Source organism: Bradyrhizobium sp. TM233 (assembly GCF_036247965.1).
GTDB lineage: Bacteria > Pseudomonadota > Alphaproteobacteria > Rhizobiales > Xanthobacteraceae > Bradyrhizobium > Bradyrhizobium ottawaense.
Genome location: NZ_BTIG01000008.1, coordinates 291,410 through 311,124 on the forward strand (window position 1 = coordinate 291,410; position 19,715 = coordinate 311,124).

Here is a 19,715-nt window from a genome sequence, read left to right on the forward strand (position 1 = left end):
TTCCCGGTCTTGTGTTTTCGCTCTCAATCCGGTTTCACTGCAACCCATCACTGATTCCCAGAGTATTACCATGCGGTTGTCGCGGTTCTTTCTGCCCATCCTGAAGGAAAATCCGAAAGAGGCGGAGATCGTCTCGCATCGGCTGATGCTGCGCTCCGGCATGATCCGGCAGGAGGCGGCCGGCATTTACGCCTGGCTGCCGCTCGGCTTCCGTGTGCTGAAGAAGATCGAGCAGATCGTGCGCGAGGAGCAGGACCGCTCGGGCGCGCTGGAACTGTTGATGCCGACGCTCCAGCTTGCCGACCTCTGGCGCGAGAGCGGCCGCTACGACGCCTACGGCCCGGAGATGCTGCGCATCGCCGACCGCCACAAGCGCGAGCTGCTGTACGGGCCGACCAACGAGGAAATGATCACCGAGATCTTCCGCGCCTATGTGAAGTCCTACAAGAACCTGCCGCTGAATCTCTATCATATCCAATGGAAATTCCGCGACGAGCAGCGTCCGCGTTTCGGCGTGATGCGCGGCCGCGAGTTCCTGATGAAGGACGCCTATTCGTTCGACCTCAACGAGGCCGCGGCGCGCGTCGCCTACAACAAGATGTTCGTGGCTTACCTGCGCACCTTTGCGCGGATGGGGCTGAAGGCGATTCCGATGCGCGCCGAGACCGGCCCGATCGGCGGCGATCTCAGCCACGAGTTCATCGTGCTGGCCGAGACCGGCGAATCCGGTGTATTCATCAATCGCGACGTGCTGGACCTGCCGGTGCCGGGCGAGGACGTCGACTACGACAGCGACCTGACGCCGATCATCAAGCAATGGACCTCGGTCTACGCGGCGACGGAGGACGTCCACGACGCTGCGCGGTTCGAGCAGGAAGTGCCCGCCGACAAGCGGGTGAATACCCGCGGCATCGAGGTCGGGCAGATCTTCTATTTCGGCACCAAATATTCTGACGCGATGAAGGCCCTGGTGGCGGGCCCCGACGGCGTCGACGTGCCGATCCATGGCGGTTCCTATGGCGTCGGCGTCTCGCGCCTGCTGGGCGCTATCATCGAAGCCTGCCATGACGATGCCGGCATCAAATGGCCAGAGGCCGTCGCGCCGTTCCGCGTGTCGATTCTCAACCTCAAGCAGGGCGATGCGGCGGTCGATGCGGCCTGCGAGAAGCTTTATGCCGAGCTCGCGGCCAAGGGCGTCGACGTGCTCTATGACGACACCGACCAGCGCGCCGGCGCCAAATTCGCCGCAGCCGACCTGATCGGTATCCCCTGGCAGATCATGATCGGCCCGAAGGGGCTCGCCGACGGCAAGGTCGAGATCAAGCGGCGCAGTGACGGCTCCCGCGAGACCATGTCGCCTGCGGACGCGGTCGCAAGACTTGTGGGCTGATAAGCCTGGTCGGCTGAATATTGTTCATCGCCCGATATCGCGGCCGCCAATCCGGCCACATTTGACCCCGAATCATGGGATTATCGAGCGATGGATGAGACCATGACCGAAACCGTGCAAACCGCGCCTTTTGCGCCATTCGAGTGGATGCTGTCGGCGCGCTATTTGCGGGCGCGCCGCAAGGAGGGATTCATCTCGGTCATCGCCGGGTTCTCCTTCCTCGGCATCATGCTGGGCGTGGCGACGCTGATCATCGTCATGGCTGTCATGAACGGCTTCCGCAAAGAGCTGCTCGACAAGATATTGGGCCTCAACGGCCACATCCTGGTGCAGCCGCTGGAATCGCCGCTGACCGACTGGAAGGACGTCGCCGACCGCCTCAGCCAGGTCAAAGGCATCCGGCTTGCGGCACCCGTGGTGGACGGGCAGGCGCTGGCGTCCTCGCCGTGGAACGCCTCGGGCGTGCTGGTGCGCGGCATCCGCTCCGACGACCTCAACAACCTCACCTCGATCGCCAAGAACATCAAGCAAGGCTCGCTCGAGGGCTTTGACGACGGGCAGGGTGTCGCGATCGGCCGGCGCCTCGCCGACCAGCTGTCGCTGCATGCCGGCGACAGCATCACGCTGGTGGCCCCGAAGGGCGCGGTGACGCCCATGGGCACGACACCGCGCATCAAGCCGTACAAGATCGCCGCCGTGTTCGAGATCGGCATGTCCGAATACGATCTCGGCTTCGTGTTCATGCCGCTCGCGGAAGCGCAGGCCTATTTCAACCGCAGCAACGACGTCACCTCGATCGAGGTGTTCACCACCAATCCCGACCAGATCGTTGCCTTCCGGCAGGCCGTGACGGAGGCTGCGGGCAGGCCGGTGTTCCTGGTGGATTGGCGGCAGCGCAACTCGACCTTCTTCAACGCACTCCAGGTGGAGCGCAACGTGATGTTCCTGATCCTGACCATGATCGTGCTGGTCGCAGCGCTGAACATCGTCTCCGGCCTGATCATGCTGGTGAAGGACAAGGGCAGCGACATCGCGATCCTGCGCACGATGGGCGCCTCGCAGGGCTCGATCATGCGCATCTTCCTGATCACGGGCGCCTCGATCGGCGTGGTCGGCACGCTGGTCGGCTTCGTCGTCGGCCTCGTGATCTGCCTCAACATCGAATCCATCCGGCAATTCCTGTCCTGGCTGACCAGCACCGAGCTGTTCTCGCCAGAACTCTATTTCCTGTCGAAACTGCCCGCCGAGATCGACGTCGGCGAGACCACGGCCGTCGTCATCATGGCGCTGACGCTGTCGTTCCTGGCGACGCTGTACCCGTCGTGGCGCGCCGCGCGCCTCGATCCGGTCGAAGCGCTGCGGTACGAGTGAGGGGTTGATGGAGCAGCAGCAGGGGGCGGAAGACGTACCGGTCATTTATCTCCACGAGATAAAGCGGCAGTACTTGCAGGGCGAGGTGCCGCTGACGATCCTGGACGGCGCCAAGCTCGCGCTGTGGGCGGGACAGTCGGTGGCACTGGTGGCACCGTCAGGCTCGGGCAAGTCGACGCTGCTGCACATCGCAGGGTTGCTCGAGGCGCCCGATTCCGGCGAGGTCTATGTCAACGGCGCGCCGACCTCGCAGCTGCCCGACATCGAGCGCACCCAGCTGCGCCGTACCGATATCGGCTTCGTCTACCAGTCGCACCGGCTGCTGCCGGAGTTCTCGGCGCTGGAGAACGTCATGATGCCGCAGATGATCCGCGGCCTGAAGAAGTCCGAGAGCGTCAAGCGCGCCAAGGAGATTCTTGGCTATCTCGGCCTCGGCGACCGCATCACCCATCGCCCGGCCGAGCTGTCGGGCGGCGAGCAGCAGCGCGTCGCGATCGCGCGCGCGGTTGCCAACGCGCCGCGGGTGCTGTTCGCGGACGAGCCGACCGGCAATCTCGACCCGCACACCGCGGACCACGTGTTCCAGGCCCTGATGCAACTGGTCAAGGCGACCAAGGTTTCGATGCTGATCGCGACCCACAACATGGAGCTTGCCGGCCGCATGGACCGGCGCGTGTCGCTGTCGAACGGCCAGGTGGTCGAGCTCGAATAACCAATTTTGCGGAAACAACCCCATGCACAGTAGCCACGTGCTTGGTCGGACTGACGAAAAAATCGGCGACAGCGCTCGGCCGCCGCCTCAGAACCTTAAGGCCTGATCACCGTCAATCTGAACGGTCCGCCATGGGCCGCGGCATGCGTCACCGCCTCGTTGGCGTGGTCGAGGTCGAAGGCCGTCGTCTCATATTCCTCCAGCCTGAGCAGGCCCGCGCGCACCAGCGCGATCAAGCGGCTCGCGGCATCCGGCGGGTACATCCAGACGCCGTGGATGCTGATGCAGTTGCGCATGATCCAGGGGTAGGAGAGCTCGAGGCCCGCGCCGCCGGCCATGCCGACGCCGCCCATCAGCACCACGCGTCCATAGGGACGCACCGTCATGATCGCCGCGCGCACGACGTTGGTACTCACGGAGGGCGGCATGATGTCGAGCACGCAATCGATCGGGCCTGATGCAGCGCGCTTCATCGCCTCGCGGTCGTCGTGCTCAACGCCGGTGAGCTTGACCGGCCTCACGCGGCTGCCAAAGCGCCGGACGAGATCGGCGAGGATTTTCTCGTTGCGGCCCGGCGTGACCACGCAGGCCGCGCCCATCGCGAGGGCCACCGAGACGGCCGCGCTGCCGAAATTGCCGGTGGCCCCGCTCACCAGCACGGTCTCGCCGGGTTGCAGGTTTGCAGCGAGGAAGCCGCCGTAAGGCACCAGCAGCGTGCCCAGCGCGCACCATTGCGTCGCTTCCTCCGGCGTGATCGTGCCGAGGCGTTTGACGTTCTCGGTCGGCAGTCGCATCTGCTCGGCAAACGAGCCGTGGCGAAAATGCTGTTGCAGGCGCATGCCGCCGGGGCCGGCGGCCGTGAGCCCCTGGAGGGCGATATCGGGCGCGACGACATCATCGCGCGAACGCACCGTCGGATCGCAGAACACCCAGTCACCGATGCTGAGCCTGGTGGCGTCCGGGCCGATCGCGCGCACCCGGCCGATGCCGCCGGGGCCGGGGATAACAGGCAGGTCGAGCGCGTAATTGCGTGTCCCGTCAAAGACCTCGTTCATGTAGGAGAGCACGCGCGTGGCGACGACGTCGACGATGACCTCGCCGGTGCCGAGCGTCGGCTCCGGAACGTCCTCGATGGCCAGCGGTGATCCCAGGGATGTGAGTACGGCAGCTTTCATGATGTTCACCTCAAGGTCGGGTGAAGCCGATATGCGCGGCCTTGGAGGGGCCGGGAAGGCCTGGTATTATCCTAGTATTCTCAGGGCCCTCCATGCGGGAGCGACACCATGGCCGATCCACGCCGCGTCGAATTCGGCGACTTCCTGCGGTCCCGCCGCGAAAAGCTGGCACCAAAGACGGTCGGATTGCCTGCGGGTAGCCGGCGCCGCACCGCGGGGCTGCGCCGCGAGGAGGTCGCACAGCTCGCCGGCATCGGTGTCGACTGGTACATCCGTCTCGAGCAGGGCCGAACCGTCAGCCCCTCCGTCACCACCATCGATGCGCTGGCGCGCGCGCTGCGGCTCAGCAAGACCGAGCATGCGCATCTGAAGGCACTGGCGCGCGATGGCGCAAGGGGCGCGTTCACGCGCGAGATCGTGCCGCCGGCGATCCTGCGTCTGGTCGAGAGCCTACCGCATCCGGCCTACATCACCGGGCGGCGCTGGGACGTGCTGGCCTGGAACGCGGCGGCCGAGGAGGTCTTCGCGTTTGGCCGGCTGCTGGAGGAGGACCGCAACACGCTGCTCTTGATGATGACCAACAAGCGCACGCGAAAATCCTACGGGGCGGGCTGGGCTGACGTCGCCAAGCGCATGGTCGCGATGTTTCGCGCCACCCATGACGTCTGGGCCGGCGATCCCGCCTTTGCGGAGCTGCTGACGCGCTTGCGCGAAGGCAGTCCCGAATTCGTCAAATGGTGGGGCGCGCACGAAGTGCACGGCACATTGTCGGGCCGCAAGACCATGACCCATCCCACCAAGGGCGTCCTGCATTTCGAGCACACCAGCTTTCAGGCCAACGACGATCCCGCGCTGAAGCTGGTGATCTATACGCCGGTCGGGGGCTAACCGAGCGGCAGGCTTTCACTTCTGAAGACTGATTGTCGAGTTTGCCCGCCTTGCGCTTACGGGGCGGGCGCGGCCGCAGGCGTTGCGCTGACGTTCGGCAGGGCACCACCTGCTGTCCAGGGACTGTCCGTCCAGGGCGTCGGCTGCAGGGAATTCGCCGGCCAGGATTTTGCCGGGCCTGTCGCGGCTGAGGTGCACGACGTCCCGAGCTGCGTCCACACCGACGCCAAACCGGTCGTGTCGATGTTGAAGCTTGTGATATCAGCCTTTCCCTCTGGCTCCGGCGTGGTTTCCCGGACCTGCAGGGAGTGCGAGGCCAGCACCGCCTTGACCATGTCGGGGTCGACGGCGCCGTTCCAGACCTCGTACTTTCCGAACCGCACCGGAGGCCCTCCCGCTTCCTTGCTCATGTCGGCGCTGGCCGCGATCAGGATCGTTTTCTTGCCGGCGGCCGATGCGTCGATCTCACCTGCGAACATCAGCGGCACGCGCTTCTTGTTTTCGCAGTACAGGCGCCATTCCATGGTCCGGAACGACGCGTCGCTCTCCTTCTTCACCGCGGCGATCTTGCTGATGAACGGCCGTGTGCCCTTTTCCAGCCGCCACATCGTCTCGGCCAGCGGCCGCGTGTCGATACCGAAGCGGTAGAGCTCGGGCCGCGTCAGCACGTGCAGGTTTTCGAATTTCACGGTGCGGATCAGCGCATCGAGCTCGGGGCTGATTCCCATCGCCACAATGAACGCGGCGCGGTCGCGATCGGCGCCGGCGATCCGGCGCCGCCGCGCTTCGGCGACCACCTCCGGAGGCGGATTGCCGCTAAATCTGAGGATCAGCCTGGAGTTATGCACCGCCAGCGCGGCATCGGGGGCAACCTCGCGAGAGGTCGCGCCGAGAAACAGGTAGCCGCAGGCCGAGTTGCACATCGCATGATAGGTGGTGAGCTCGGCCTCGACCTCGCCGGTGGTGTTCTTGATCTTCAGGCACGCGGCGTCCACCTGCGTGCCGGCGGCGCACGCCGTCGCGATCGTCCGGCCAACCCGGGCGATTGCCCTGCGGCTGCGCAGCAGCCGCGCGATCACATAGGACTGCTCCACGTTTCCGCCGGGCGAATGCAGGTAGATCGGGCGCTGCAGATCCTTGACGCCGGCGAGGAAGCGGCGAATGCGGGGCGCAGCGTCCTGATCGATCTGGCCCTCGATGGCGATCCAGCGGTCGCAGCCCGGCCCGCACGCGTCGGGCGCGCCTTTGGCGAGATAGATCGTCAGCCGGGAGGCAAAGGCGGGTTTCTCGGCCGGCGTCCCTTCGGCCCGCAATGCGCCGGAAAACAACAGCAGGGCCAGGAGAAGCAGGGCTCGGACGAGCATGAACTGTGAGACCACGAAGTGCATCCTGATGCTGACGCTATACGACCAAGGATGCGTCCACAACTTGCGGTGGCGCGGGGAGTCGCGTTTATTTTTCGCCGACACGTGCAGATGGCTGCGCGCCGGACACGCGACCATGACGCGGGCATAGGGTGTTCACGATCCAGGTGCTGGCGCTGAGGCGAGGCCGGTGCGGTCGAGGTCATGGACGCGTGCGCAACTGAGCACTGACGTTCGTGATTTGCGCGAGCCAGCGCATGGCACAGGCCCCGGGGGAACCTTAATGCCTTCATGAAGTTGTCAGGACGCGCGGGGGCCAATCTCCCGCTGGCATCGCCGTCGGCTCGAAGCGGATGCCGCAAGGTGCCTTCAACGCTATTCGGTGACGAGCAAAGTGTCGGGGGGAGTCAGATGACAACGGCGGCCGGGGAGGACTCGACCGATCGCAATGCCGTCCTGGCTGCACTTGGCGATTACATCCGAGAGATCGCCAACCCTGACGATCTCGCTTATGCCGCGGCAGAGCTGCTCGGCCGCAGCCTGAAGGTCAGCCGGGCGGGCTACGGCACGGTCGACACATCGGCCGAGACCATCACCATCGCCCGCGACTGGAACGCGCCGGGCATCTTGAGCCTGGCGGGGGTGCTGCACTTCCGCGACTATGGCAACTACATCGAAGACCTGAAGCGAGGCGAGACGGTCATCTGTGCCGACGCGGAGAAAGATCCTCGCGTTGGCGACCGCGCCCGTGCGCTCGAAGCGATATCCGCTCGCGCACTTGTCAACATGCCGGTCTCCGAGGCCGACGGCGTCGTCGCGCTGCTCTACCTCAACAACGCAACCCCGCGGGTCTGGAGCTCCGAGGAGCTCGAGCTCATCCGCGATGTCGCCGAGCGCACGCGAACCGCCGTCGAACGTCGACGTGCCGAGGCGGCGGTGCGGGAGAACGAGATCCGCCTGCTCTTCCTGGACGCTCTCAACAAGGAGACGGCCAGGACTCGCGATGCCGACGGCGTGATGGCGGTGACGACGAGAATGGTCGGAGAGCACCTCGGGGTCTCGAACTGCGCCTATGCCGACATGGATCCCGACCAAGACGGCTTCACCATCCGCGGGGATTGGGCGGCCCCTGGCGCGATGCATATCCTCGGCCATTACAGCCTGGCCGACTTCGGCAAGAAGGCGGTGCGGGAGCTCAGCGCCGGCAGGCCGCTCGTCCTCAACGACAGTCTGAAGGAAATCGCGCCGGAGGAAGCGGCCACCTTTCAGAGCATCGGGATAGGCTCGACGATTTGCATGCCCTTGGTCAAGGAAGGGCAGCTCACGGCCCTGATGGCCATTCATCGCCGCGGCCCGCACCAGTGGACGGCGCGCGAGCTTGCGTTGCTCACGGAGGTCACCGAGAGATCGTGGGCTCACATCGAGCGCGTTCGCTCCGAACAGGCGGCGCGAGAAGCTGCCGAACGCCTGAGCCTTGCGACCAGGGCGGCAGGTATTGGCACCTGGGACTATGATCCGGTGAACGACGTTCTTGGATGGGACAACCGCTGCAAGGAGGTGTTCGGTTTATCGTCGGGCGCCGAAGTGAGCTATGAAGGGGCCTTCCTGAAAGGCATCCATCCAGACGACAGGCAGCGAGCCCATGAGGCCGTATCCGCAGCCCTGACGCCCGATTGCCCGAAAAGCTACAACATTGAATTCCGAACCATCGGCATCGAGGATGGTGTCGAACGCTGGATCGCGGCGACGGGGCAGGCCATCTTTTCCAACAGGCGGGCCGTCCGGTTCATCGGGACAGTTCTGGATATTTCCGCGCAAAAGAAGACCGAGCGCCAACTTCGAATACTGAATGATACGGGGGCGTCGGTCGCCCGCGAACGCGACCTCGAGAAGATCGTGCAGATCGTGACAGATGCCGGCGTCGAGCTGACGGGCGCCCAGTTCGGAGCCTTCTTCTACAACGTCCTGGCGGCGGACGGCGGCAGCTACATGCTGTATTCGCTGTCCGGAGCGCCGCGATCGGCCTTCGAGAATTTCCCCATGCCACGCAACACCGCGGTGTTCGAGCCGACGTTCAAAGGCGCGGGCGTGGTGAGGTCTGACGACATCCTGCTGGACCCGCGCTATGGCGGGAACGCGCCGCGTAAAGGCATGCCCGAGGGACATCTTCCAGTCCGATCCTACCTCGCGGTCCCCGTCGTCTCGCGAGCGGGCGACGTCCTCGGCGGACTCTTCTTCGGCCATGCAGAGACGGGTAAATTCCACGCAGAGCACGAAGCCGCCTTGCTCGGGATTGCCGGCCACGCCGCCACGGCTATCGACAACGCTCGGCTCTTGACCCGGCTCGAGGCGCTCAATGCCGAACTGGAGCAACGTGTCGCCGACGAGATCGCCGAACGCATGAAGGCCGAGGAGCAATTGCGCCAATCCCAGAAGATGGAGGCCGTGGGGCAGCTGACGGGCGGGATCGCCCACGACTTCAACAATATGCTGGCCGTGATTCTCGGCAGCTTGAATCTCGCCAAGCGACGGCTCGGCAAGGGAGAGGTCAATATTGACCGCTTCATCGAGGGGGCAATCGATGGCGCAAATCGCGCCGCCACTCTGACGCAAAGGCTGCTCGCGTTCTCGCGCCAACAGCCTCTTGCGCCGGAAGTCGTGGACATCAACGAGATGATCGGGGGGATGAGCGAGCTGCTCGAGCGGTCGCTCGGAGAGCTTGTCCGCCTCGAGGCGGTCCTGGCTGCCGGTCTTTGGCGCGTCAAGGCAGATCCGGCCCAGCTGGAAAGCGCCGTGATCAACCTTGCGGTCAATGCGCGCGATGCCATGCCGAAGGGCGGGCGGCTGACGATAGAAACCAGCAACGCCTCGATCGATCGGAAATTTGCCCGCGAATATGCCCTGTCGCCCGGACAATATGTTCTCATTGCCGTGACGGATAACGGCACCGGAATTCCGCCCGACGTGCTGGGAAAGGTGTTCGACCCGTTTTTCACGACCAAGGTCGTGGGTAAGGGCACCGGCCTCGGCCTCAGTCAGGTCTACGGCTTCGTGCGGCAGTCGGGCGGCCACGTCAAAGTCTACTCGGAAGTCGACGTTGGCACGTCGGTGAAGATCTATCTTCCGTGCTTCGCAGGCGAGGAGGGAGTCTCGACCCCATCGCAAGGCGTGACACATCCCGGCGCAAGCCTTCAGAGCGAGACCATCCTCGTCGTCGAGGACGATGAGCGGGTCCGCAGCATCTCATCCGAAAGCCTGCGGGAGCTGGGCTATACGGTCATCGAGGCCGCGAGCGCCAAGGAGGCGATCAGGACGATCGAAAACGGCCTCGTCCCGGATCTGCTGTTTACCGACGTCGTCATGCCCGATATGACCGGCGCTGAACTTGCGGGCGAGCTGTCGAAACGATACCCGGCTTTGAAGGTGCTGTTCACCACCGGCTACACGCGCAACGCGATCGTTCACAACGGCATGCTCGATGCCGGCAAGCATCTGCTTTCCAAGCCCTTTGCGATCGAAGACTTGGCCGTCAAGGTTCGCAATCTGCTCGACGAGGGCTGAAGACCGGATCGGGCGAAGAGATCTCTCCGGTTTGCAAGCCGACCTCACAGGCGCTATGTCCGGGCCTCCCGGACAAGAGCCCCGACATGACAATCTCCGATGACAACGACCTGACACGCCTGAAGGAGATCGGGCGCATCGTCGCCAATGCGCTGGAGGCAATGGGGAAGGCGCTCGAGCCGGGCATGACCACCTCCGAGCTCGACCAGATCGGGCGAAAGTTTCTGGAGGCCGCCGGCGCGCGTTCGGCCCCGGAGCTGGCCTATGATTTTCCCGGCGCGACCTGCATCAGCGTGAACGAGGAGATCGCTCACGGCATCCCGGGCGCGCGGCGGATCGCGCGCGGCGACCTCGTGAACATCGACGTGTCGGCCGAGAAGAACGGCTTCTTTGCCGATACGGGAGCCTCGTTCGCCGTTCCGCCCACCAGCCGCGCGATCGAACGTCTTTGTCGGGACGGCCGGCGGGCGATGTGGACCGGCCTGCAGCAGGTTGGCGCCGGCAAACCGATTGCCGGCATCGGCCAGGCGATCGGGACCTTTGCGCGGAAGAAAGGCTACAGCCTGGTCAGGAATCTTGCCAGTCACGGCGTCGGCCTGTCGCTGCATGAGGAGCCGACGGAGATCGCAACATGGCCCGATCGCTCCGAACGCCGCATCATGAACGATGGGCTGGTGTTCACCGTCGAGCCGTTCCTCTCCATGGGTGCCGAATGGGCGGAGAATGGCGACGATCCATGGACGCTCTACAGCAGCCCCGAGGCGCCGACCGTTCAGTACGAGCACACCGTGATCGCCACCCGCAACGGACCTTTGATCGTGACGATGGCGGGTTAAGGCCGCCGAGGTCGGAGTCGGATCACGTCAGGCGGTCGATGATCTGAAGGAGCCGGTCGCAGGACGCCTCGATCCTTTTGAGTGGAGACGTCGCGACGCCTAGCAACAGTCCCGGGCGCGCCGAAGCCTTCGAGGCATACCAGAGCGAGAGCGGCGTGGGCGCAAGTCCGAACGATGCAGCTTGCCTGGCGATGGCAAGATCAGGCGCTCCGTCCGGCAAGCGCAGGACCGCGGCCAGTCCTGCAATCGCAACGTTCGTGGTGCGCGTTCGAAGCTGCTTCAGCAATGCATCGCCTTGCGCGGTGTAGGCGCGCTTGGTGCGCCGCAGATGCCGCAGATAATGGCCCTCGCGGATGAAGTCTGCCGTGGCGAGCTGCACCGCGGGTCCGGGTGCCGGCGCGAGGCACGCTGCGGTCTCGGCGAATCGCGACGCCAGAGCGGCCGGTGCAACGACAAAGCCGAGCCGTAGGGCAGGGGTTACGGTCTTGCTGAAGGAGCCAATGTGAATGACGCGGCCGGCGCGATCGAGCGAGGCGAGCGCCGGCGTGGCCCGGCCCTTGAGCTGAAGTTCGCTGAGATAGTCATCCTCGATCACCCAGGCGTTGTTTTGGTTCGCCCAGTCGAGCAGGCGCGATCGACGTGCCAGTGACAGCGTGGATCCGAGCGGCGCCTGCTGCCCCGGTGTCACGACAACCAGCGCGGCGTCGGGCGCCTGTTGCAGGCCGTCATCGACATCGATCCCATCTGCGTCAACCGTGATTGGCACAATCGACAGTCCCGCAAGTTCGAGGCCGTGCCGGGTGAAGGGAAAGCCGGGATCCTCCATCCAGACTTTCTTCCTTTCCCCGAGGTCGAGGACACGGAGCGCCAGGCCGAGGCCGCCGCTGAAGCCGCTGGTGATGATGATCTGGGACGGTGCGCATTCGATCCCGCGCGCCAGCGCAAGGTAGGCCGCGATCTCGCGTCGCAAGTCCAGTTCGCCGCGCGGGTCGGGGTAGATCGCAGGTGCGCTCATCTCGACGCGAACCGCCCGTGCGCGCATTCGCGCGAGCAGCGTCGCAGGAAAGGTCTCCTGCGAAGGAACGCCCATCTGGAAGATCGCCGGCCCCGCCGTGAGCTCCTGGTACATCTCCATGAACGAGCCGGGGTCCGGCGCCTTGTCCCGCCGCACGGGAATGGACGGTCGGTCGGCGACATGGGTGCCTGTCGCGCGGGCGGCGATGATCAGTTGGGCCGATGAGAGCTTTTCATAGGCTGAGCGCACGGTGCCGCGCGCGACGCCAAGCTGGGCCGCCAAATCCTGCCATGAGGGCAGGCGCGCGCCCGGGGCGAGCACGCCGCGCTCGATGGCGGCCCTGATCCCCCTGTGGATTTGCTCCGCCAGCGGCGTCTTCGCCGACCGGTCGAGCTTCAGCCGCAGCGATCTGGTCATGATCCTTGGTACACGATTTTCCCGCGTTCTTGGTCCTTTTTTATAGACCACGGCAGGGGCATCTGAGGGAGGAAAGAGGGGCTCCCTCGATCATCAAGGAGAAAGCGGATGAGTGAACGCCTCAACTACAACCACATTGCACCGGCAGGCGCGAAGGCACTGGGCGGCGTCTATGGCTACGTCATGCAGAGTGGGCTTCCCGCGACGCTGGTGACCCTCGCTTACCTGCGCGTCTCACAGATCAACAACTGCGCCTACTGCCTCGACATGCACACGCGGGATCTGCTGAAGAGCGGTGTGAAGGTCGAAAAGCTCGCGCTGCTGCAGGCTTGGGCCGAGGCCGGCGATCTCTTCGATGACCGCGAGCGCGCGGCCCTCGCCTGGGCCGAGACTGTCACCCGCGTCGCCGAGACCAACGTGCCCGATGAAGCCTATCAAGCCGCCCGCAAGGTCTTCAGCGAGCGCGAGCTTGTCGATCTCACGATCGCAATCAGCCTGATGAATGCGTACAATCGCATGTCGATCAGCTTCCGAAATACTCCGCAGGCCGCGCTCGAGAAGGCGGCCTGACGGATCGCGCGGCATCAGTCGAAATGCAAAGTAGGAGCTTGAAGATGATGAGCGTGATTTCCAGCGTCAAAATCCCCGACAGCAAGCTGGCGCGCGAGGCGGCTGAACTGGTGCGCAGCTACGAAGACGACATGCTTTTCAACCATTCCGTCCGAGTCTACGTCTTCGGTGCCATGAAGGGGCTGCGTCAGCAGCTGAAATTCGATCCCGAACTTCTTTACGTCGCGGCGTTGTTTCACGATCTAGGCCTCGTCGACCATTACCACACGCAGACAAAGCGATTTGAGGTTGACGGAGCCGACGCTGCGCGTGAGTTCCTGCGGGCGCGCGGCTTCGCCGAGCCGCAAGCCGATCTGGTGTGGGAGGCAATCGCGCTGCACACCACGCCCGGCATTCCGCAATTCATGCGGCCGGAAATCGCGCTCACCAACGCGGGTGTCCTGGTGGACGTCGTGGGCATTGGGTATGACGACTACACGCCGGAGCAGCGCGACCAGGTGATCTCGGCGTTTCCGCGCGGTGACTTCAAGAACGAGTTCCTGAAGGTGCAGACCTGCTCGGCGCTGAAGAAGCCGCAGACGACGTTCGGGACGGTCAATTTCGACTACATCGAGGATCACGATCCCGGCTTCCGCAAGCCGAATGCGTGCACGCGCATCCGCAGCACGCCCTGGCAGAGCTGAGCCGATGACGGCATTCGCCGCACGCCTACGCCGCCCTATCTCCGGCGGAAACTGAACGGTTAGGATCCGGGGCGAGGCGGCGCGCTCGAGCGGCGAGGGCGCGTTGGTTTCTTCAGCGGAAAATACGGGTTCACCACGCAACTCGCCGAGCGCCCGACGGCGAGATATCGGCACTGCTCCAGCGAGCCGTAGCGGCAGTCGAGATAGCCGACGGGACCGTAGATCTGCATGCACACGGGATAGCTCGGATCGTAGGTCTGCGCGGGTGCAGATCCGCCCGCGAGAAGCAGGCCGGTCACGACCAGTGCGAGGCGAGCGCGGCGCATCTCAGCGCAGGAGGTAGCCTGGTGAATAGCCCGGCGTCTGCGCGCGCGGACGATTCTGATAGGCGTAGGGGTCGTCGCTCTGTCCGGCGAAATACGGATTGGCGATGCAGGTCAGCGCGCGTCCCGATGCGCTTGCCTGACACTGCGCGTAGGTGTCGAACCTGCAATTGCTCAGGCCCGGCCATTCATCGCCGGTAAGGCAGAACGGATGATGCGTGCCGAACGCGCGCGCAGGTGTGGGTGCGCTCGACACGAGTGCAAATGTGGCGGTTGCGAGCGAAAGTGTGGCGACAATGGGGAGGACAATTCGTCTGCGCATCTTCAATTCTCCATCACGCGAATGTGCGCGCGACGTTGTTACGCGCGCATGCAATTTATCTCGTGTCGCCGACAATGGAACTACAGAAAACACTTATTTCAAAGGGTTTCCAGAACGCGCTGATAAATCTTCATTAATGAAGCGCGGGCCTTTGAAGCGAACTGTGGCGTCGAGGTTACAGCAATTCCGTCGATCGCTGTTATGACCACGCTACGGCCAGGGGGCCTAACGACGAAACTGGAACGGGACTCAAATGAAGAAGAATTTGTTGCTTGCTGCTGTGAGCCTTGTCGCGCTGAGCGCGGCTGCGCCGGCGCTGGCTGCTGACCTCGCAGCGCGGCCCTACACCAAGGCGCCCGCGATGGTTGCCGCGATCTATGACTGGAGCGGCTTCTACATCGGCATCAACGGCGGCGGCGGTTCGTCGCACTCGACCTGGGATCTGGTCGGCGGTGGCCGCGAAGGTTCGCATGATGCCACCGGCGGCACGGTCGGTGGTCAGATCGGCTATCGCTTTCAGTCCGGCCAGTGGGTGTTCGGCGTGGAAGGTCAGGGCAACTGGGCCGACTTCTCGGGCGACAATGTCAGCGCGCTGTTCGCGACTCGCAACCGCTCGAAGATCGACTCGTTCGGTCTGATCACCGGTCAGGTCGGCTACGCCTGGAACAACGTCCTGCTCTACGTCAAGGGCGGTGCGGCTGTGGTCGGCGTCAAGTACGACGTGTCCAGCACGGTCTCGGGCGCTCTGCTGTCCTCGAACGACCAGACCCGTTGGGGCGGCACGGTCGGTGCTGGCCTCGAGTACGGTTTTGCGCCGAACTGGTCGGTTGGCGTCGAGTACAACCACATCTTCCTGTCGGACAAGGACGTCACCTTCGCCGGCCTCGCGGGCACCGACCGCATCAAGCAGGACGTCGACATGGGTCTCGTCCGCCTGAACTACAAGTTCGGCGGCCCGATGATCGGCCGTTACTGAGACTGATCGCTCGCCTTCGAGCGGTCCTCGAAAGCCCCGGCCTTGCGCCGGGGCTTTTTTCTTGCGTGAATTCAGCGAGTTAACCATTGCTCCTGGAGGTCGTCCGCCGCGCTTGACTCCTGAGAACGAAATGAGAACAATGTTCTTCATACGTTCCAACAAGGGAGCAAGCCATGTTCAGGGTTTTCGTGGAAGAGGCCGCCGCGCTGGCGTCGATCACGCTGTTCGTCGGGATGATCGCGATCTGGGCTCAGGTGATACCGCAGCTCTAGGGCAGCGGTTTTGTAAACCGAAGGTCGGCGCCCCGCGTGAGTCGCCAGACGCCCTTGGGGAAAAGCGGGACGACGCGGCGAAGCGGCCGCTCCGGCGTGGACTCTGGAGCACTGACGCCCCACCATTGCCGGGCGAGTCGGCAAAGGCGGGTGGAAGGCGGGGCGGGATCCTCCGGCGGATCTCCCTGACATGCCCCTGATGCCGGCGACCGCTCCATCCATCTGCAAGAGGCCGTCACGCGACCATGCCGAGCGCCGGATTTGTCCACCTTCACGTTCACTCGGCCTATTCGCTGCTCAAGGGCTCGATCAAGATCGCCAAGCTCGCCGAGCTTGCCAAGAAGGACCACCAGCCGGCGCTGGCGCTGACCGACACCGACAATCTGTTTGGTGCGCTGGAGTTTTCCGACAAGATGGCGGGCTCCGGCATCCAGCCGATCGTCGGCTGCGAGCTGGCGATCGATTTCGGCGACCAGGATCCGAATGCGCGCAACGCGATCGGGCCGTCGCGCGTGGTGCTGCTGGCCGCGCAGGAGCGCGGCTATCGCAGCCTGATGCGGCTCAACTCGCGCGCCTTCCTCGAATCGCCCGATAGCCATGCTCCGTTCGTCAGGTTCGACTGGTTCGAGGGCGAGACCGAGGGGCTGATCGCGCTGACGGGCGGACCTGACGGGCCGATCTCGCTGGCGCTTGCCGGCGGTCATGCCGAGCTTGCCGCCTTGCGCTGCGAGCGTCTGGCCGGCCTGTTCGGCGACCGCCTCTACATCGAATTGCAACGCCACAACACCGAGAAGGAGCGGCGCGTCGAAAGCGGCCTGATCGACCTCGCCTACGCCAAGGGACTGCCGCTGGTTGCGACCAACGAGCCGTATTTCGCCGCGACCGACGATTACGAAGCGCATGACGCGCTGCTGTGCATCGCGGGCGGCCGGCTGATCGCCGAGACCGAGCGCGAGCAGCTCACGCCCGATCATCGCTTCAAGACACGCGCCGAGATGGCGGTGCTGTTCGCCGACATTCCGGAAGCGCTGGCCTCGACGGTGGAGATCGCCGAGCGCTGCTCGTTCCGTCCCATGACGCGGAAGCCGATCCTGCCGTTCTTCACCGTCGGTGCCGCGCAGAGCTCGGACGCCGCCGCGGTCGAGGCGGCGGAACTGAAGCGCCAGGCGGAGGAGGGGCTCGCCAATCGCCTGCGGGTCCACGGCCTGTCGCAGGGCATGACGGACGAGGATTACAGCAAGCGCCTGGCGTTCGAGCTCGACGTCATCATGCGCATGAAATACGCGGGCTACTTCCTGATCGTGTCCGACTTCATCAAATGGGCGAAGGGCCAGGGCATTCCGGTCGGGCCGGGCCGCGGCTCCGGCGCAGGCTCGCTGGTCGCCTGGGCGCTGACCATCACCGACCTCGATCCGATCAAGTTCGGCCTGCTGTTCGAGCGCTTCCTCAATCCCGAACGCGTCTCGATGCCGGACTTCGACATCGACTTCTGCCAGGATCGCCGCGGCGAGGTGATCCAGTATGTGCAGCAGCGCTACGGCCGCGACCAGGTGGCGCAGATCATCACCTTCGGAACGCTGCAGGCGCGCGGCGTGCTGCGCGACGTCGGCCGCGTGCTGCAGATGCCCTATGGCCAGGTCGACAAGCTGACCAAGCTGGTGCCGCAGAATCCCGCCGCGCCCGTCACGCTCGCGGCCGCGATCGAGAGCGAGCCGAAGCTCCAGGCGTTCCGCGACGAAGATCCGGTGGTGGCACGCGCCTTCGACATCGCCCAGCGCCTGGAAGGCCTGACCCGCCACGCCTCGACCCACGCCGCCGGCATCGTGATCGGCGATCGCCCCCTGAGCGAGCTCGTGCCGCTCTACCGCGATCCCAAATCCGACATGCCGGTGACCCAGTTCAACATGAAATGGGTCGAGCCCGCGGGCCTCGTCAAGTTCGACTTCCTCGGCCTGAAGACGCTGACCGTGCTGGACGTCGCCTGCAAGCTGCTCAAGCCGCGCGACATCCACGTCGATCTCGCCACGCTGCCGATCGACGATGCCGAGAGCTACCAGATGCTGGCGCGCGGCGAGGTGGTCGGCGTGTTCCAGGTTGAAAGCCAGGGCATGCGGCGCGCGCTGGTCGACATGCGCCCCGACCGTTTCGAGGACATCATCGCGCTGGTGGCGCTGTATCGCCCGGGTCCGATGGCGAACATCCCGACCTATTGCGCGCGCAAGCACGGCGACGAGGAGCCGGAATATCTGCATCCCGTGCTGGAGCCGATCCTGAAAGAGACGTTCGGCGTCATCATCTACCAGGAACAGGTGATGCAGATCGCGCAGGTGATGTCGGGCTATTCGCTCGGCGACGCCGACCTGCTGCGCCGCGCCATGGGCAAGAAGATTCGCGCCGAGATGGACAAGCAGCGCGACATCTTCGTCGCGGGTGCGGTGAAGAACGGCGTGCCGAAGGCGCAGGCCGAGACCATCTTCGAGCTGCTGGCCAAATTCGCCGACTACGGCTTCAACAAGAGCCACGCGGCAGCCTATGCGCTGGTGTCCTATCACACCGCCTACATGAAGGCGCATTATCCGGTGGAGTTCATCGCAGCGTCGATGACGCTCGACCTGAACAACACCGACAAGCTGTCGGAATTCCGCTCCGAGGCGCAGCGCCTCGGCATCAAGGTCGAGCCGCCGAACATCAACCGTTCCGGCGCGACCTTCGAGGTCGGCGACAAGGTCATCTACTATGCGCTGGCAGCCCTCAAGGGCGTCGGCATCCAGGCGATCGAGCAGATCATCGAGGAACGTGCCAGGCGCGGACTGTTCACCTCGCTCGCCGACTTCGCCGCGCGGGTCAATCCGCGCGCGATCAACAAGCGTATCATCGAAAGTCTCGCCGCCGCCGGCGCCTTCGACACGCTGGAGCCGAACCGCGCCCGCGTCTTCGCCGGCGCGGACTCGATCCTCGCCGCTTGCCAGCGCGCGCATCAGGCCGAGACCATCGGTCAGAACGACATGTTCGGGATGTCGGCGGACGCGCCGACCATCATGCTGCCGCAGATCGAGCCGTGGCTGCCGGCCGAAAAGCTCCGCCGCGAATACGATGCCGTCGGCTTCTTCCTGTCGGGCCATCCGCTCGACGATTACGCCACCGTGCTGAAGCGACTGCGGGTGCAGAGCTGGGCCGAGTTTTCGCGCGCGGTGAAGACCGGTGCTACAGCCGGCAAGGTTGCGGCCACCGTGGTCTCGCGCATGGAGCGGCGCACCAAGACCGGCAACAAGATGGGCATCATGGGGCTCTCTGATCCCACGGGCCATTTCGAGGCGGTGCTGTTCTCCGAAGGCCTCGCGCAATATCGCGACGTGCTGGAGCCGGGCGCTGCCGTGCTGCTGCAGCTCGGCGCCGAGCTGCAGGGCGAGGACGTCCGCGCCCGCGTGCTGCATGCCGAACCGCTGGATGATGCCGCCGCCAAGACGCAGAAGGGCCTGCGCATCTTCCTGCGCGACACCAAGCCGCTGGAATCGATCGCCAAGCGTTTGGCCGGGCCCGACATGGCCGCCTCGAACGGCGCTGCGCCGAAAGTCGGCAGTCCGGGCATCGCGCCGCGCTCGAATGGCGACGGTGAGGTCTCGCTGGTGATGATGCTCGACCTCGAGACCGAGGTGGAGATGAAGCTGCCCGGCCGCTTCAAGGTCTCGCCGCAGATCGCCGGCGCGATCAAGGCGGTCGCGGGCGTGGTAGACGTGCAACAGCTCTGACATTGCGGGCCCCGCCGCAAACCAAAGCTTAACTATTTGGCCCGCGCCCGGTTTCGAAGTCGCTCGCGCGCAGCTATCAGTTGTTCTCGCG

At 64.8% G+C, this 19,715-nt stretch carries 15 protein-coding genes; 10 read left to right on the plus strand and 5 right to left on the minus strand.

Features of this window, described 5'->3' with window-relative positions; genetic code table 11:
• Nucleotides 1-70 precede the first annotated feature (70 nt).
• The 3 genes from proS to AABA86_RS19470 all read left to right on the plus strand — a co-directional run bounded on the left by proS (nucleotide 71) and on the right by AABA86_RS19470 (nucleotide 3,473).
• Nucleotides 71-1,390 carry a proline--tRNA ligase gene (proS, locus tag AABA86_RS19460; protein ID WP_338307963.1) on the plus strand — a complete coding sequence of 440 codons (1,320 nt, stop codon included), beginning with the start codon at nucleotides 71-73 and terminating at the stop codon, nucleotides 1,388-1,390.
• Between the two features lie 90 nt (nucleotides 1,391-1,480).
• The gene (locus AABA86_RS19465) at nucleotides 1,481-2,761 is read left to right on the plus strand and encodes a lipoprotein-releasing ABC transporter permease subunit (protein WP_063194742.1); all 1,281 of its coding nucleotides are present in this window, start codon (nucleotides 1,481-1,483) and stop codon (nucleotides 2,759-2,761) included.
• Nucleotides 2,762-2,768: 7 nt separating this feature from the next.
• The gene (locus AABA86_RS19470; RefSeq protein ID WP_097662487.1) at nucleotides 2,769-3,473 is read left to right on the plus strand and encodes an ABC transporter ATP-binding protein; all 705 of its coding nucleotides are present in this window, start codon (nucleotides 2,769-2,771) and stop codon (nucleotides 3,471-3,473) included.
• Between the two features lie 95 nt (nucleotides 3,474-3,568).
• Here the strand turns inward: AABA86_RS19470 and AABA86_RS19475 are convergent, their stop codons facing one another.
• Nucleotides 3,569-4,648, minus strand: coding sequence for a zinc-binding alcohol dehydrogenase family protein (locus AABA86_RS19475; protein ID WP_338307964.1), 1,080 nt, complete (start codon nucleotides 4,646-4,648; stop codon nucleotides 3,569-3,571).
• A gap of 108 nt (nucleotides 4,649-4,756) precedes the next feature.
• On the opposite strand from AABA86_RS19475, the gene AABA86_RS19480 reads away from it, so the two are divergent.
• A complete protein-coding gene (locus AABA86_RS19480) occupies nucleotides 4,757-5,536 on the plus strand; it encodes a helix-turn-helix transcriptional regulator (RefSeq protein WP_338307965.1) in 780 nt (259 codons plus the stop codon).
• Between the two features lie 56 nt (nucleotides 5,537-5,592).
• On the opposite strand, the gene AABA86_RS19485 is transcribed toward AABA86_RS19480, so the two are convergent.
• Nucleotides 5,593-6,900, minus strand: coding sequence for a hypothetical protein (locus AABA86_RS19485; protein ID WP_338308191.1), 1,308 nt, complete (start codon nucleotides 6,898-6,900; stop codon nucleotides 5,593-5,595).
• A 411-nt stretch (nucleotides 6,901-7,311) separates the two neighbouring features.
• Between AABA86_RS19485 and AABA86_RS19490 the strand changes: the two genes are divergently transcribed.
• Entirely contained in the window at nucleotides 7,312-10,461 is a 3,150-nt protein-coding gene (locus tag AABA86_RS19490; protein WP_212250888.1) for a GAF domain-containing protein, read from the plus strand.
• A gap of 86 nt (nucleotides 10,462-10,547) precedes the next feature.
• Complete coding sequence (gene map / locus AABA86_RS19495; protein WP_338307966.1) at nucleotides 10,548-11,297, plus strand: type I methionyl aminopeptidase; 750 nt, start codon at nucleotides 10,548-10,550, stop codon at nucleotides 11,295-11,297.
• Between the two features lie 22 nt (nucleotides 11,298-11,319).
• On the opposite strand, the gene pdxR is transcribed toward map, so the two are convergent.
• Complete coding sequence (pdxR, locus tag AABA86_RS19500; protein WP_338307967.1) at nucleotides 11,320-12,729, minus strand: MocR-like pyridoxine biosynthesis transcription factor PdxR; 1,410 nt, start codon at nucleotides 12,727-12,729, stop codon at nucleotides 11,320-11,322.
• Between the two features lie 108 nt (nucleotides 12,730-12,837).
• Between pdxR and AABA86_RS19505 the strand changes: the two genes are divergently transcribed.
• A complete protein-coding gene (locus tag AABA86_RS19505; protein WP_028141504.1) occupies nucleotides 12,838-13,299 on the plus strand; it encodes a carboxymuconolactone decarboxylase family protein in 462 nt (153 codons plus the stop codon).
• A 44-nt stretch (nucleotides 13,300-13,343) separates the two neighbouring features.
• The gene (locus AABA86_RS19510) at nucleotides 13,344-13,982 is read left to right on the plus strand and encodes an HD domain-containing protein (RefSeq protein ID WP_338307969.1); all 639 of its coding nucleotides are present in this window, start codon (nucleotides 13,344-13,346) and stop codon (nucleotides 13,980-13,982) included.
• Between the two features lie 59 nt (nucleotides 13,983-14,041).
• Here the strand turns inward: AABA86_RS19510 and AABA86_RS19515 are convergent, their stop codons facing one another.
• Both AABA86_RS19515 and AABA86_RS19520 read right to left on the minus strand, forming a co-directional pair.
• Entirely contained in the window at nucleotides 14,042-14,308 is a 267-nt protein-coding gene (locus tag AABA86_RS19515) for a DUF3551 domain-containing protein (RefSeq protein WP_212250892.1), read from the minus strand.
• Between the two features lies 1 nt (nucleotide 14,309).
• Nucleotides 14,310-14,627 carry a DUF3551 domain-containing protein gene (locus tag AABA86_RS19520; protein WP_338307971.1) on the minus strand — a complete coding sequence of 106 codons (318 nt, stop codon included), beginning with the start codon at nucleotides 14,625-14,627 and terminating at the stop codon, nucleotides 14,310-14,312.
• A 253-nt stretch (nucleotides 14,628-14,880) separates the two neighbouring features.
• On the opposite strand from AABA86_RS19520, the gene AABA86_RS19525 reads away from it, so the two are divergent.
• Both AABA86_RS19525 and dnaE read left to right on the plus strand, forming a co-directional pair.
• The gene (locus AABA86_RS19525; protein WP_212250894.1) at nucleotides 14,881-15,603 is read left to right on the plus strand and encodes an outer membrane protein; all 723 of its coding nucleotides are present in this window, start codon (nucleotides 14,881-14,883) and stop codon (nucleotides 15,601-15,603) included.
• Between the two features lie 517 nt (nucleotides 15,604-16,120).
• Nucleotides 16,121-19,624, plus strand: a complete 3,504-nt coding sequence (gene dnaE / locus AABA86_RS19530; RefSeq protein WP_338307973.1) for a DNA polymerase III subunit alpha — start codon at nucleotides 16,121-16,123, stop codon at nucleotides 19,622-19,624.
• Nucleotides 19,625-19,715: the final 91 nt, after the last annotated feature.